We start from the raw sequence: 12,725 nt of genomic DNA on the forward strand, positions 1-12,725 counted from the left end.
CTACGAGGCGCAGAAAAAGGCGAACCTCGCGCGCAAGACGCAGAAGACGCAGGACATCAAGGAAGTGAAGATGCGTCCGAACATCGACACGCACGATTACGACGTGAAGATGCGCAACGTCACGAAGTTCATCGAACATGGCGACAAGGTGAAGATCACCCTGCGCTTCCGCGGGCGCGAGATGGCGCACCAGCACCTCGGCATGGATCTTCTGAAGAAGGTGCAGGAAGACGTCGCCGAAGTCGCCAAGGTCGAGGCCTTCCCGCGCCTCGAAGGCCGCCAGATGCTGATGGTGCTCGCGCCGAAGTAAGCGCGCAGCCACGCTGCCACGATTGGTGAGGGGCGGGTCGCCGGACGACTTCGCCCCTTTTCCTTGCCCCGCCTGCGTCCGTGCTGATAGGCCGTGCTCCCATGCACGGGGGAGAGCACACCGCATGACTGCACGCCGGATCGGCCTCTTCCTGGGACCGCTGGCCTTTGCCCTTGCTGCGCTCACCGCCCCGCCCGCCGGGATGAGCGAGGGAGCGTGGCTGGTCGCGGGCCTTACCCTGTGGATGGCCGCCTGGTGGATGACCGAGGCGATGCCGCTCGCGGTGACCGCGATGCTGCCCTTCGTGATTCTCCCGCTGGCTGGGGTATCGGATGCGGAGACGACCGCGAGCACCTACTACTCCCCGATCCTGTTCCTGCTGCTGGGCGGCGCCTTCATCGCGCTCGCGATCGAGCGTACCGGCATGCACCGCCGCTTGGCCCTCGCGATCCTGCGCGCGGTGGGCGCGGACGGCGGGCCGGTGCGGCTGCTGGTCGCCTTCATGCTGACGGCTGCGCTGCTCTCGATGTTCATCTCCAACACCTCGACCACGCTTATCATGATGCCGATGGCGCTGGCGGTGCTGGAGGGGGGATCTTCCGGCGATGACGAGGGCGCGGCGCCGCTCCAGACCGGCATCCACGGCGCGCTGCCGATGGGCATCGCCTTTGCCGCGAGCATCGGCGGGCTCGGCACCATCGTCGGCTCGCCCACCAATGCGATTGCGGTGGGCGTGCTCGACAAGCTGGCGGGCGTGCGCATCACCTTTGCCGAGTGGTCTCTCTACGGCATCCCGCTGGTGCTGCTGAGCGTGCCGCTCGCCGCCTTCATCGTCGCGCGGGTGCAGCGCGTGGCCGGGCATCCCTTCGATGTGGCCGCCGCGCGCGCGGCGATCGACGGCCATGTGGGCTGGACCGCGCCCGAGAAGCGGCTGGTGCCGATCGCGCTCGTCACCTTCATCGCCTGGGTCACCCAGCCACTGGTCGCCGCAGCCCTGCCGGTCGGCGCGTGGACCGACGGGACTATCGCCATCATCGCCGCGCTGGCACTGTTCCTCCTGCCCGACGGCACCGGCCGCCCGCTGCTGGTGTGGCACGAGGCCGAGCGCGCGCCGTGGAGCGTCATCTTCATGTTCGGCGGGGGCCTCGCGCTGGCGGCGGGCATGTCGGCTTCGGGCCTGGCCAAGTGGATCGGCGCCGCGCTGCTCCCGCTCGAGGCCTGGCCGCTGGTGCTGGTCGCGCTCGCGGTGACGGTGCTGGTGATCGTGATCACCGAGTTCGCGAGCAATGTCGCGGCCGCGACGGGCATCATCCCCGTTGTCGCCTCGCTGGTGGTTGCGCTGGGCGTCGACCCGGTGCTGCTCGCGCTCCCCGCAGCGCTGGCGGCAAGCTGGGGCTTCATGCTCCCGGCCGGCACCGGGCCCAACGCCATTGCCTGGGCGACGGGGCGCATCCGCATCGGCGCGATGGTGACCGCGGGCGCGCTGCTCGATGTGGCAGGGGCGGTGCTGATCGTCGCCGTGGTGTGGGGGATCGCGGCGCTCGTCTAGGGCGCGGGCGGGAAGACCTTGAGCCCCGGGAAGGGCGCCTCCCGATCATCGGGCCACATCGCTTCCAGCTTCTTCTTGCCGCCCTTGGCTTCATGCATGTCGCCGCCCGAGATCCCGTCCCAGAACCGCCCGCCGACGATCTGCTCGGCGTCATAGGTCTTGACGAGGTAGCTGCCGAGATCGCGGTTCGCGAGCGGATCGGGCGCCGCCGGATCGGCAACCAGCGGCGGGTTGGCCATCATGAACGTCCACAGCCGGTGCCGCCCCTGCCGGTCCTCGACCAGCACGCTTTTGATGAAGGCATGGGGCACTGGCACACTGATCCCGAAATCGGGGAGGTTCTTGCCGATCCGCTCCACCGGCTCGCCGAAGTAGAACACCGGGCAGGTCAGCACGTAGGTTTCCAGCACGTCCTTGCGCGCGTCGAGCTTGCGGATCGCCTCCTCGAGCTCGCGCCACCGCTTGCGGTTGAGATCGGGGTGCTGCGGCGACATGTTCGAGAGCAGGAAGGTCTCCGAGTTCTGGATCTCGACCAGGTCCTGGTTCGCGCTCGCCACCAAGTGCCCGCGATCATAGCCGCTGCCGACATAGGCCTTGAGACCCGCGCGGAACCGCTCGGGGATGCGGGTGTCGGCGCGGAAGTTGTCGAGCCGGTCGACTTCGGGAACGGTGTCGTTGACCAGCAGCAGCTCGCGGTTGATGATCTCGAGCGTCCACTTGGCCTGGCGGAAATACCAGGAGTAGCCGATGGTGAAATGGCGGCCGGTCAGCACCTGGTCGCACACTGGATAGCCGTAGCGCAGCTCGCGCTGCATCAGGAACGGATCGTTCATGCCTCAATCCCCCTCGTGGCGGGAGCCTTGCGGTTCCCGGTTGGTATGGAATGCGACCTGCGCCTTTGCGGCTTTGGCGGAAGACTGGCGGGCAGCGTCCGGCCTGCCAAGCTGCCGATTTCTGAAGGCCTCCCTAGCGCGCCCGGCTTGCAAGCGTGTGACACCGCGGTAAGCTTCGCGGCCTGAGGGAGAGAGCACATGACCGACAGCCGCAAGCCGGTGTTCCTTGTCATCGGCGCGGGCGCCGGGATCGGCGGCAACGCCGCCGCGCGCTTTGCCGCCGGGGGCTACCACGCGGTCCTCGCCCGCCGCTCGGATGAGGAGGGCCTGACCCGCATGACCCGCCAGATCGAGGCGGCAGGCGGCAGCGCCACCGGCACCCTCCTCAACGCCGCCGAGGATGGCAGCATCGAGGAACTGGTCGAACGCACCGAGGCCGAGATCGGCCCGATCCATGCCGCGCTCTACAACCTCGGCGCGCAAATCGGCAACCGCGCGCTGGATCAGACCCCGCACCGCATCTTCGAGCTTGGCTGGCGGCTCGGCACCTACGGCGTCTTCCGCCTCGCCCATGCGCTGTTCCCGCACATGACCGCGCGCGCCCGCTATGGCGGCCCCCACGGCACCCTCCTCGTCACCTCGGCGACGGCGGCGGTGCGCGGCAATGCCGGGCAGCACAGCCACGCAGCGGCGATGGGCGGGCGGCGGATGCTGTGCCAGACCTTGAACGCCGAGTTCGCGCCCCTAGGCATCCACGTTGCTCACGTGATCGTCGACGGGCCGGTCGACGCTCCCGACACGCTCGGCAAGTTGCTCGGCGACAAGTTCGATGCCTTTAAGGCGGGCAAGGGCGCAAACGGCATCATCGACCCGGCCGCACTGGCCGAAACCTACTGGCACCTCGCCCACCAGCCGCGCAACTGCTGGAGCCACGAGGTCGACGTGCGACCCTGGACCGACGTGCCATGGTGGAACGACAACCCCGATCCGAAGATCGACTCGCTGGGCAAGGGGTTCGCGGGGCCGCAGCCCTAGAGCTTCAGCCCCGCCACTCGCGCCGTTCTTCCGCCGCGCGAAGGACTTCGTAGCTGGTCTGGATCAGCTGGAACTGCTTGGCGGCCTCGGCATCGCCGGGCTTCACATCGGGGTGCACTTCCTTGGCGCGGGCGCGGTAGGCCTTCTTGACCGCGTTGAAATCGGCATCGGGCTCGAGCCCCAGCACCTCGAGCGCCCGCATCTCGTCCGCCGAACGCGATCCGTCGCCCGAGCCCGCCCAGCCGTAATGCGCGCTTTCGGCATAGCCTGCGCTTTCCTGCTGTTCCGCCCGGGCGCGCTCTTCCCGCTCGGCCTTGTCGAGGCCTTCGAAGTAATCCCACTTGGAATTATATTCGGCCGCGTGCTTCTGGCAGAAATACCAGCGGTCGCGGCTGTTGGGGGCCTTGGGCGCGGGGCAGTCGCCGGGCTCGTCGCAGCCGTGGCGGTCGCAAATGCGCACATTCGCGGCTTCCTGCGATGAGCCATAACCGCGCCAGCGCGGGAAACCCCAGTCCATTGACCGGCGCGCGCGGCTCACCGGGCCTTGCCCGGGGTCATGTCGTTGGTCGATTGGGTCACGCGGTCAATCTAGGCGCTATGGCCCCGAATGGAAAGGCATGAGAACACGGGAACCGGTTGCAATGTGAAATGTTGCATTGCGAAAGGACGATCCGCCATGAGCCAGCAACTGACCCTCTCCAGCCTGTTCTGCGTGCTCGCGCTCGCCGGGCTGTGCGTGGTCACCGGCGCGCGCGAGCTGGCAGGGATCGAAGCCCCGGTCGCGGTGCAGGCCGAGCTTTCGTCCGGCCTGCTTCAGGGCTGAGCCGCGTGCTGCCCCTCCCCCGAAGAGGAGGGCAGTCACCTCAATTGATGATCACGCTCGCCGCGCGGCGGTTCTGCGCCCATGCGGCCTCGTTAGAGGCGAGCGCGACCGGGCGCTCCTTGCCGTAGCTCACCACCGCGATACGGTTGGCATCGACGCCGAGGCTGACCAGATAGGCCTTGGCCGCATTGGCGCGCTTTTCGCCCAGTGCGATGTTGTATTCGCGCGTGCCGCGCTCGTCGGCGTGGCCTTCGATGGTGAAGGTGATCTGCGGATAGCGCGCGAAATACTGCGCCTGCGCCTGCAGCGCGGCGGCATCCTGGGTGTCGACATTGTAGCGATCGGTTTCGAAATAGATCGTGGTCGAGGAGCCGACGGCCTGCGCAAAATGCGCCTGGGTGCCGACAGCCGCACCGGTCGGCGTGACCGGGCGCGAGGTCGGGGTGGGGGTCGGGGTGGTCTGGATCGGATCGGGCGGCAGGTCGTCGGGGGCCTTCTTCGAACAGGCCGCAAGGCCGCTCGCCGAAGCGAGGAGCAGGATCGTCGCAAGCTTGGTGTTCATCGCTCAGGGTTCCTTTCTTGTCATTATCTGGGTCAGCGCCGGATCGGCCCCCATGCGGGGTCGGAGGCGTCCACCGGCGTGGGCAGGCGGCGTTCGTTCTGGCCGGTGAGGTCGACCTGCCAGATGCCCGAACGTCCGGAGTTCTTCTCGGTGCGGAAGAACTGGATGATGCGGCCGTTGGGGGCCCATGTGGGGGCCTCGTCCTGCCAGCCGCGGGTCAGCACGCGCATGTTGCCGCCGCCGGTGTTCATAACCGCGACGTTGAAGTCGCCGGCGATCCGCGTGAAGGCGATCTGGTCGCCCCGCGGGCTCCATTCGGGCGTGGCGCAGCGGCCGCCGAAAAAGCTGATGCGCTTCTGGTTCTTGCCGTCGGCGTCCATGACGTAGCACTGCTGGCTGCCCGAACGGTCGCTCTCGAACACGATCTTGCTGCCATCAGGCGAGTAGGAGCCGCCCACGTCGATCCCTGGATTGTCGGTGAGCTTCAGCGCGGTGCCGCCGGTCGCCGGGATACGGTAGATGTCGGTGTTGCCCGCGACTGCCATCGAAAACAGGATATGCTTGCCGTCGGGCGACCAGCGCGGGGCGATGGTGGGGTTCCGGTTCTCGGTGACAAGCGTCTGCTTGCCGCTGCCGATGTCATAGACATAGATGCGCGGGTTGCCGTCGACGTAGCTGAGGTAGAGGATCTTCGAATAGTCGGGCGAATAGCGCGGGGTGAGCGCGGTGGCGCTGCCCAATGTGAGGAAGCGGTGGTTCGCACCGTCGCTGTCCATCACCGCGAGCCGCTTGACGCGGCGATCCTTGGGGCCGGTCTCGGCGATATAGGCGATGCGGCTGTCGAAGAACGGGCTCTCGCCAGTGAGGCGGCTGAAGATGAGGTCCGAACACTTGTGCGCCGCGCGACGCCAGTCGGCAGCGGCGACCACCCAGCCTTCCTTCACCAGCTGCTGCTGGAGCGCGACGTCGTAGAGGTAGCAGCCGACCACCAGTCGCCCGTCGTCTCGCGCGGTGACATAGCCCTGCACCAGCATCTCTGCCCCCTGCCCGCTCCACGCGCCATAGGCAGGCGCACGCACGGCGGAGAAGGCGGGCTGCGGCAGGCTGTCGGGGCCGACCGGCTTGAAGAGGCCGTTGTTGCGCAGGTTGGCCGTGATCACCCGCGCAATCTCGCGGCCCAATGCGCCGGTGCCGTCGGCATTGGCAGGCGTGGCCCGCTCGCGGTCGGTGGCAAAGGCGGGGATGGCGATGCCGATGTCCGACCATGCGGCCTCGTCGGTGATGACGATATCACGCTCGCCCGCCGCACTCTCCACCGTTTCGACGGGACTGTCCTCGGGCAGAGGAGCAGACAAGTCCTGCGCAAAAGCGGGGTGGGACGCTGTCGCAAGCAGAAGCGAAACAATCGCCTTCATTGCTGCCGCTTTCATTACCGGTTCCTCTCGAACTTCAGAGTGAATGTGTTGTTATCCGCCGGAACCGGGAAGGGAACCTTGAAAGTTCCGACGAGCTTGACAGCCCGAACGGCCTCTTCGCGGTGCCTCGCCACCTGATTGCGGTTGAGTGCGGTTATGCCGACAGTATCCACGACCTGAGGCTCCCCCGCCAGTGTTCCGTCCGCATTGAGCTTGAAACGCACGCGGGTGACCAGCTTTTCGGCATCCGGCCCCTGCGGCACGCGGCCCTGCCACTTGATCTTGACCTGCCGCCCGATGGAGCTGTCGAGCGAAGCGAGTTCGCTCGGGCCATATTTGGGGGCCGGCGCGCGGGTTTCGGTCGTTGTGCGGGACGTTCCCGCGCCGTCGCGGAAGGCTTCGTCGAACGATGGGCCACCGCCCGCTTTGGGCGCGGTCTGGCGCGGCGTGGTGGCGGCCTGCTTGGGAGGCGTCCGATCGGGGCGCGAGCGTTCGCGGCTGGGCGCGGGTTGCTGTGTTGCGGTTTTCGTGGTCGGCTTGGGCGGCGTCTGCGCGGTCCGTATCGCAGGCTCGGGCCTGGCAGGCTGGGGCGCGGGCGCAGGGTTGATGTCGAGCGTCGGCGCTGATGCCATGCGACTCTCGCTCACCGGATCAGGCGCGGCAGCATCGAGGCCGACTTCGGTCGCGAGGCTCACGTTGATCCGTTCGGGGAAAACCGTGACCTCGCTCCGCATCGTCTGCATCGCGAGCACGCCCACCAGCGCGCCATGCAGCAGCACGGCGGCGCCGAGGCCGATCTTCTCGTCATTGCGGAGCGTCATCTCACCCATCACCGCACCCTGAGTTATGGGGCCGAAACTGAACCATCGGTGACCAGCGAGATCGAGGTAAAGCCTGCCCTGCCCAGCTCGCCCATAACCTGCATCACTCTGCCGTAATCAAGGCTGCGGTCGCCGCGCAGCACCACCAGCGGTGGCTCGCCGCCACGGGTGAGCGCTTCGAGCGCGGCCGGCAAGCCCCCGGCAGGCACGGGCGCGTCCTCGATATAGATCGTACCGCCCGCGTCGATCGAGACGGTGATCTGGTCGGGCTTCTCCTCGACCGGCGCGGCGCGGCTATCGGGGAGCTCCACGGCTACGCCGACCGCGGGGAGCGTGACCGTCACCATGAAGATGATCAGCAGCACCAGCATCACGTCGACCAGCGGCGTAACGTTGATCTCCGACATGGCCGCACGGCGCGAGCGGCGGGAGGATCCCTTCCGGGACGATGAGAGCTTGGCCCCCATCAGGCGCGATCCAGCTCGCGGCTCAGGCCGGTGTGGAGCCTGTCGGCGAACCTCTGCAGCCCCGCCTCATAGCGGTCCACCGCCCCGCCGAAACGGTTGTAGGCGATCACCGCGGGGATTGCGGCGAACAGGCCGATGGCGGTCGCAAACAGCGCCTCGGCGATGCCCGGGGCGACCACCGCGAGGCTCGCGCTCTGCTGCGCGCCGATCTGGAAGAAGGAATTCATGATCCCCCACACCGTCCCGAACAGGCCGACGAAGGGCGCAACCGAGCCGACGGTGGCGAGGAAATTCAATCGCCCGGCAAGCGCGTCGGCTTCTTCCGCAATCTGGCTGTCCATCACGGCGGCGATGCGCTGGCGGGCGGCGTCGCGGTCGACCGGCTGCTTCGCGGTCGACTTGCGCCACTCGTCGAGCCCGGCGGCAGCGACGCGGGCGGCGGGGACTTCCTTCCTCATCTGCTTGGTCAGCAGGCCCTCGCGGTCGCGCTGCTCCCAGAACTCGCCCTCGTATTCGCGCGACTTCTTGGTGAGCCCGCCGATCCGCAGGGAGAAGGAGACGATGATCATCCACACCCACACGCTCGCGAGGATCAGGCCGATCATCACCGCCTGCACGATGATGTCGGCCTGAACGAACAGCTCGACCGGATCGAGGCGGGTCGGAGCGGGAAGCGTGGCGGCGGCAAGCAGGTCGAACGTCACGGGGTCAAAGATCCTCGTTCATGAAAGTGGCAAAGGCAGCGCGCCATGCGGCGGGTTGGCGGCGCGGACGGCCATCTAGCGTGATGAAGCCGACGCGCAAACTCGCCTCGCACAGGATTTGCTCACCTCGGCGCGCAATCTGGTGCATCCGGCACGATGCCGCGCCAAGCTCGGTGCAGCGGGTTTCGATCACCACGTCGTCATCGAGCCGCGCGGGGGCGAGGTATTTCAGATTGACCTCGCTGAGTGCATAAGCCCCCTCACCGCTCTCGATCGCCGCGCGCTGGTCGATGCCGAGCATCCGCAAGAGGTCGGAGCGCGCGCGCTCGAACCAGCGCAGGTAATTGGCGTGATAGGTGATCCCCGAAAGGTCGGTGTCCTCGTAATAGACGCGCACCGCATAAAGGTGCCGCGCGCCATCGAGGACGCCGCCGGGGAGATTGGGGGAGGTCATGGCTGCCACCTAGCCTAGCGGGGAATCCGTTGCAAAGCCGGGACACTTGCAATGTGTCGATGAACCGCAGGCTAACGGCGGCTGGCAGGTGTCAGCGCCGCGCGATCATCGGGCCGAGGAACTGGCCGCCGAAGATGTGCACGTGGAGGTGCGGCACCTCCTGCCCGCCATGCGCGCCGATATTGGCGAGCAGGCGGTAGCCGGGCTCGACCAGCCCCTTGGCCCGCGCCACTTCGCCCACCGCGCGGATGAAGCCGGCGATTTCGGCATCGCTCGCCTTCGCCGAGAAATCGTCCCAGCTCACATACCGCCCCTTGGGGATCACCAGCGTGTGGATCTCGGCCTGCGGGTTGATGTCCTCGAAGGCGAAGGCCCAGTCGTCCTCGTAGACCTTCTTGCTCGGGATCTCGCCGCGCAGGATCTTCGCGAAGATGTTGGCGTCGTCATAAGGCAGGGTGGGGTCGATCGGCATGGGTTACTCCGTGCGGGCGGCTTTTTCAGCGAGGCCGGACAGCCCCTCGCGGCGGTCGAGTTCGGCGAGCACCTGTTCAAGCGGCACGCCCTTCTCGGCGAGCAGCACCATCAGGTGGAACAGCAGGTCAGCCGCCTCGCCCACCAGTTCGGCCTCATCCCCCGCCAGCGCGGCGATCACCGTCTCGGTCGCCTCCTCGCCGAGCTTCTGCGCAATCTTGGCGAGACCCTTGGCGTGGAGCTTCGCGACGTAGCTTTCGTCGGGCGAGGCCGTCAGACGCTGGGCGATGGTCGCTTCAAGTCGGGTGAGGGTTTCCATGCAGCCTCTTTCGGTCAAACCCCGCGCGCGGGCAACCCCGCCGCCCGCAGCGCCGCGTGCGCCTCGGCGATGGTGTGGTGGCCGAAGTGGAAGATGCTCGCGGCGAGCACCGCGCTGGCGTGGCCCTTGGTGACCCCGTCCACAAGGTGCTCGAGGCTCCCCACCCCGCCGCTCGCGATCACCGGCACGCTGACCGCGTCGGCGATCTCGCGAGTCAGGGCGAGGTCGTAGCCGCGCTGCGTGCCGTCCCCGTCCATCGAGGTCACCAGCAACTCTCCCGCGCCGAGGTCGGCGACCTTTAGCGCATATTCGACCGCGTCGATCCCGGTCGGCTTGCGGCCGCCGTGGGTGAAGATTTCCCAGTTCCCGCGCGGCGTGCGGCGCGCATCGACGCTGGCGACGACGCATTGGCTGCCGAAGCGCGATGCGATCTCGCCCACCAGCTCGGGCCGGGCGACGGCGGCGGAGTTCACCGCAACCTTGTCCGCCCCCGCCAGCAGCAGCGCGCGGGCGTCCTCAGGCGATCGCACCCCGCCGCCGACGGTCAATGGCATAAAGCACACCTCCGCCGTGCGCCGCACCATGCCCAGCAGCGTCCCGCGCCCTTCGTGGCTGGCAGAAATGTCGAGAAAGCACAGCTCGTCCGCGCCCGCCGCATCATAGGCGCGCGCCTGCTCCACGGGATCGCCCGCGTCCTTGAGGTCGACGAAGTTCACGCCCTTGACCACGCGGCCCTCGGCCACGTCGAGACAGGGGATGACGCGGATGCGGACGGTCATAGCTTGTCTGCCAAACCCATCATCAAGCCCGAGGCAAGCATCAGAATGATAAGGAGCCTAAACGCAAACGCAGACCAGTAAAGGCGCGGCTGGGCTTTCCTGCTGACCTTCGTGAAAATGCCTTGGGTATACTGAACCTCGGCATCAGCTCGGCCAAGATCGCGCCATGTGATGTACGCGGTACTCATCAGCATTACCGCAGAAATAAGGATGATTATCCAAGGCATATCTACGCCCGCGCGCCCATCGCAATCGCTGCCGCCAGATCGAGCCGCCCTTCATACAGCGCGCGTCCGGTGATCACCCCCTCGATACCCTCATGCGCGTGGAGGGAGAGGATGTGGATGTCGTCCAGCCCCTTCACCCCGCCGCTGGCGATCACTGGAATGTCGACCCGGCGGGCGAGGTCGACGGTCGCCTCGATGTTCACGCCCTTGAGCAGGCCATCTCTGCCGATGTCGGTGAACAGCAGCGAAGCGACGCCCGCATCCTCGAAGCGGCGGGCAAGATCGGTGACCGGGACGTCGGAGACCTCCGCCCAGCCCTCGGTCGCGACCATCCCGTCCTTGGCGTCGACCGCGACGACGATGCCGTTCTCCCATTCGCGGGCCATGTCCTTGACGAACTCGGGGTTCTTGAGCGCCGCCGAGCCCATCACCACCCGCGCCACGCCGAGGTTGAACCACCCCTCGACCGCCTTCGCGTCGCGGATGCCGCCGCCAAGCTGCACATAGCCGGGGAAGGCCGCGACAATGGCTTCGACCGCCGCGCGGTTGCGGCTTTCGCCTGCGAAGCTGCCGTCGAGGTCGACGACATGGAGGTGCTCGGCCCCGGCGTCGGCAAAGATCAGTGCCTGCGCGGCCGGGTCATCGCCGTAGATCGTGGCGCGCTCCATGTCGCCTTCCACGAGGCGGACGACTTGGCCACCCTTGAGGTCGATTGCGGGGAAGATGATCACGGGAACCACTCCAGAAAGCGCCGGAGTGTCGCAAGGCCATAGGTCTGGCTCTTCTCCGGGTGAAACTGCACGCCGAGGATGTTGTCGCGCGCGACCGCCGCCACCAGCCCCTCGCCGTGGTCGGTCATCGCGGCGACATGGTGGGGATCGGACGCGGCGAAGTGGAAGGAGTGGAGGAAATAGGCCTCGCCTTCCTCGATAACAGCATGGTCCTTGGCGTGAGGCAGCAGGGCGACATCGTTCCAGCCCATGTGCGGGACCTTGATCGCGGGGTCGGAGGGCGCGATCAGCCGCACCTCGCCCGGGATCCAGCCGAGGCCGGGATGCGCGCCGAATTCCAGCCCGCGGTCGGCAAGCAGCTGCATCCCCACGCATATGCCGAGGAAGGGCGCGCCGCCCACGCGGACGCGCTCAGTCATCGCCTCGACCATGCCGGGGAGCGCGCGGAGCCCTTCGGCACAGGCGCGAAAGGCGCCGACACCGGGGAGCACGATCCGGTCGGCCGCGCGCACCACATAGGGGTCGGCGGTGACGGCTACCGAAGCCCCCGCCGCCTTCAAGGCGTTGTGAACGGAATGCAGATTACCGGCCCCATAATCGACAAGGGCCACAACCTCAGCCACCGAGCTGCCCCTTGGTGCTCGGAATCGCCCCGCCCTTCCTCGGGTCACGCTCGACCGCCTGCCGCATCGCGCGGGCGAAACCCTTGTAGAGGCTCTCGCAGATGTGGTGGTTGTTGGTGCCGTAGAGCAGCTCCATGTGGAGCGTGATGCCCGCAGCTTGGCTCACCGAATGGAACCAGTGCTCGATCAACTCGGTGTCCCATTCGCCGAGGCGTTCCTGGGTAAACTTCGCCTTCCACACGAGGTAGGGCCGCCCGGATATGTCGAGCGCCACCCGCGAAAGCGTCTCGTCCATCGGCGAATAGGCCGCGCCGTAGCGCCCGATCCCGGCCTTGTCGCCCAAGGCGTTGCTGATCGCCTGCCCCAGCGCGATCGCCGAATCCTCGGTGGTGTGGTGCTGGTCGACATGGAGGTCGCCCTCCACCTTCATCGTCACGTCGATCAGCGAATGGCGGCTGAACTGTTCGACCATATGATCGAGAAAGCCGATTCCGGTGCTCACGTCATAGGCGCCCGTGCCGTCGAGATTGACGGCAATGGCGATCTTCGTCTCGGTGGTGTTGCGGTCTACCGCGCCGGTGCGGGGGGGAGTGCTGGCCATG

18 protein-coding genes are annotated in these 12,725 nt (G+C 67.3%); 4 read left to right on the forward strand and 14 right to left on the reverse strand.

The features are described from left to right. Together infC and NBV68_RS02765 are read left to right on the forward strand one after the other, a co-directional pair. A partial coding sequence (infC, locus tag NBV68_RS02760) for a translation initiation factor IF-3 (protein WP_296307006.1) occupies positions 1 to 310 on the forward strand: 310 nt, incomplete at its 5' end. Positions 311 to 434: 124 nt separating this feature from the next. Continuing rightward, on the forward strand, positions 435 to 1,859 hold the full coding sequence (locus NBV68_RS02765; RefSeq protein WP_296307007.1) for a DASS family sodium-coupled anion symporter: 1,425 nt from the start codon (positions 435 to 437) through the stop codon (positions 1,857 to 1,859). On the opposite strand, the gene NBV68_RS02770 is transcribed toward NBV68_RS02765, so the two are convergent. After that, positions 1,856 to 2,692: a DNA/RNA non-specific endonuclease gene (locus tag NBV68_RS02770; protein WP_296307009.1), complete on the reverse strand. Its 837-nt coding sequence runs from the start codon at positions 2,690 to 2,692 to the stop codon at positions 1,856 to 1,858. The genes NBV68_RS02765 and NBV68_RS02770 overlap by 4 nt on opposite strands. Before the next feature lie 198 nt (positions 2,693 to 2,890). Here NBV68_RS02770 and NBV68_RS02775 point away from each other — a divergent pair, with 198 nt between their 5' ends. Beyond that, positions 2,891 to 3,727, forward strand: a complete 837-nt coding sequence (locus NBV68_RS02775; RefSeq protein WP_296307011.1) for an SDR family NAD(P)-dependent oxidoreductase — start codon at positions 2,891 to 2,893, stop codon at positions 3,725 to 3,727. A 4-nt stretch (positions 3,728 to 3,731) separates the two neighbouring features. On the opposite strand, the gene NBV68_RS02780 is transcribed toward NBV68_RS02775, so the two are convergent. Continuing rightward, positions 3,732 to 4,265 (reverse strand): J domain-containing protein, encoded by a 534-nt coding sequence (locus tag NBV68_RS02780; protein WP_296307013.1) that lies wholly within the window; start codon positions 4,263 to 4,265, stop codon positions 3,732 to 3,734. 138 nt (positions 4,266 to 4,403) lie between these two features. Between NBV68_RS02780 and NBV68_RS02785 the strand changes: the two genes are divergently transcribed. Beyond that, positions 4,404 to 4,550 (forward strand): hypothetical protein, encoded by a 147-nt coding sequence (locus tag NBV68_RS02785; protein ID WP_296307014.1) that lies wholly within the window; start codon positions 4,404 to 4,406, stop codon positions 4,548 to 4,550. Between the two features lie 40 nt (positions 4,551 to 4,590). Here the strand turns inward: NBV68_RS02785 and pal are convergent, their stop codons facing one another. The 12 genes from pal to hisB form a co-directional block, all read right to left on the reverse strand. Next, the gene (gene pal, locus NBV68_RS02790) at positions 4,591 to 5,112 is read right to left on the reverse strand and encodes a peptidoglycan-associated lipoprotein Pal (protein ID WP_296307016.1); all 522 of its coding nucleotides are present in this window, start codon (positions 5,110 to 5,112) and stop codon (positions 4,591 to 4,593) included. A gap of 32 nt (positions 5,113 to 5,144) precedes the next feature. Further along, positions 5,145 to 6,542, reverse strand: a complete 1,398-nt coding sequence (gene tolB / locus NBV68_RS02795; RefSeq protein ID WP_296307018.1) for a Tol-Pal system beta propeller repeat protein TolB — start codon at positions 6,540 to 6,542, stop codon at positions 5,145 to 5,147. Next, on the reverse strand, positions 6,542 to 7,357 hold the full coding sequence (locus tag NBV68_RS02800; RefSeq protein WP_296307019.1) for an energy transducer TonB: 816 nt from the start codon (positions 7,355 to 7,357) through the stop codon (positions 6,542 to 6,544). The genes tolB and NBV68_RS02800 overlap by 1 nt, the downstream gene beginning before the upstream one ends. 14 nt (positions 7,358 to 7,371) lie before the next feature. Continuing rightward, positions 7,372 to 7,815, reverse strand: a complete 444-nt coding sequence (locus tag NBV68_RS02805; protein ID WP_296307020.1) for a biopolymer transporter ExbD — start codon at positions 7,813 to 7,815, stop codon at positions 7,372 to 7,374. Further along, positions 7,815 to 8,519, reverse strand: coding sequence for a protein TolQ (gene tolQ, locus NBV68_RS02810; RefSeq protein WP_296307021.1), 705 nt, complete (start codon positions 8,517 to 8,519; stop codon positions 7,815 to 7,817). The genes NBV68_RS02805 and tolQ overlap by 1 nt, the downstream gene beginning before the upstream one ends. Positions 8,520 to 8,523: 4 nt before the next feature. Further along, entirely contained in the window at positions 8,524 to 8,973 is a 450-nt protein-coding gene (locus NBV68_RS02815; protein WP_296307023.1) for a YbgC/FadM family acyl-CoA thioesterase, read from the reverse strand. A gap of 91 nt (positions 8,974 to 9,064) precedes the next feature. Next, a complete protein-coding gene (locus NBV68_RS02820; RefSeq protein ID WP_296307025.1) occupies positions 9,065 to 9,445 on the reverse strand; it encodes a histidine triad nucleotide-binding protein in 381 nt (126 codons plus the stop codon). 3 nt (positions 9,446 to 9,448) lie between these two features. After that, positions 9,449 to 9,763, reverse strand: coding sequence for a phosphoribosyl-ATP diphosphatase (locus NBV68_RS02825; RefSeq protein ID WP_296307027.1), 315 nt, complete (start codon positions 9,761 to 9,763; stop codon positions 9,449 to 9,451). Between the two features lie 14 nt (positions 9,764 to 9,777). Continuing rightward, complete coding sequence (gene hisF / locus NBV68_RS02830) at positions 9,778 to 10,542, reverse strand: imidazole glycerol phosphate synthase subunit HisF (RefSeq protein ID WP_296307029.1); 765 nt, start codon at positions 10,540 to 10,542, stop codon at positions 9,778 to 9,780. Positions 10,543 to 10,771: 229 nt separating this feature from the next. After that, entirely contained in the window at positions 10,772 to 11,500 is a 729-nt protein-coding gene (hisA, locus tag NBV68_RS02835; protein ID WP_296307030.1) for a 1-(5-phosphoribosyl)-5-[(5-phosphoribosylamino)methylideneamino]imidazole-4-carboxamide isomerase, read from the reverse strand. Further along, a complete protein-coding gene (gene hisH / locus NBV68_RS02840) occupies positions 11,497 to 12,123 on the reverse strand; it encodes an imidazole glycerol phosphate synthase subunit HisH (RefSeq protein ID WP_296307031.1) in 627 nt (208 codons plus the stop codon). Before hisH ends, hisA begins: the two co-directional genes overlap by 4 nt. Beyond that, on the reverse strand, positions 12,116 to 12,724 hold the full coding sequence (hisB, locus tag NBV68_RS02845) for an imidazoleglycerol-phosphate dehydratase HisB (protein ID WP_296307032.1): 609 nt from the start codon (positions 12,722 to 12,724) through the stop codon (positions 12,116 to 12,118). The genes hisH and hisB overlap by 8 nt, the downstream gene beginning before the upstream one ends. Between the last annotated feature and the right edge of the window lies 1 nt (position 12,725).

It is taken from the genome of Erythrobacter sp. (genome assembly GCF_023653175.1).
In the GTDB taxonomy this organism is placed as follows: domain Bacteria; phylum Pseudomonadota; class Alphaproteobacteria; order Sphingomonadales; family Sphingomonadaceae; genus Erythrobacter.

Excerpts from the sequence above, each read along its gene's own strand:
- NBV68_RS02765 (WP_296307007.1), top strand. The coding sequence starts at position 435 with ATGACTGCACGCCGGATCGGCCTCTTCCTGGGACCGCTGGCCTTTGCC.
- NBV68_RS02770 (WP_296307009.1), bottom strand. The coding sequence starts at position 2,692 with ATGAACGATCCGTTCCTGATGCAGCGCGAGCTGCGCTACGGCTATCCA.
- NBV68_RS02775 (WP_296307011.1), top strand. The coding sequence starts at position 2,891 with ATGACCGACAGCCGCAAGCCGGTGTTCCTTGTCATCGGCGCGGGCGCC.
- NBV68_RS02785 (WP_296307014.1), top strand. The coding sequence starts at position 4,404 with ATGAGCCAGCAACTGACCCTCTCCAGCCTGTTCTGCGTGCTCGCGCTC.
- pal (WP_296307016.1), bottom strand. The coding sequence starts at position 5,112 with ATGAACACCAAGCTTGCGACGATCCTGCTCCTCGCTTCGGCGAGCGGC.
- tolB (WP_296307018.1), bottom strand. The coding sequence starts at position 6,542 with ATGAAAGCGGCAGCAATGAAGGCGATTGTTTCGCTTCTGCTTGCGACA.
- NBV68_RS02800 (WP_296307019.1), bottom strand. The coding sequence starts at position 7,357 with ATGGGTGAGATGACGCTCCGCAATGACGAGAAGATCGGCCTCGGCGCC.
- NBV68_RS02805 (WP_296307020.1), bottom strand. The coding sequence starts at position 7,815 with ATGGGGGCCAAGCTCTCATCGTCCCGGAAGGGATCCTCCCGCCGCTCG.
- NBV68_RS02815 (WP_296307023.1), bottom strand. The coding sequence starts at position 8,973 with ATGACCTCCCCCAATCTCCCCGGCGGCGTCCTCGATGGCGCGCGGCAC.
- NBV68_RS02820 (WP_296307025.1), bottom strand. The coding sequence starts at position 9,445 with ATGCCGATCGACCCCACCCTGCCTTATGACGACGCCAACATCTTCGCG.
- NBV68_RS02825 (WP_296307027.1), bottom strand. The coding sequence starts at position 9,763 with ATGGAAACCCTCACCCGACTTGAAGCGACCATCGCCCAGCGTCTGACG.
- hisF (WP_296307029.1), bottom strand. The coding sequence starts at position 10,542 with ATGACCGTCCGCATCCGCGTCATCCCCTGTCTCGACGTGGCCGAGGGC.
- hisB (WP_296307032.1), bottom strand. The coding sequence starts at position 12,724 with ATGGCCAGCACTCCCCCCCGCACCGGCGCGGTAGACCGCAACACCACC.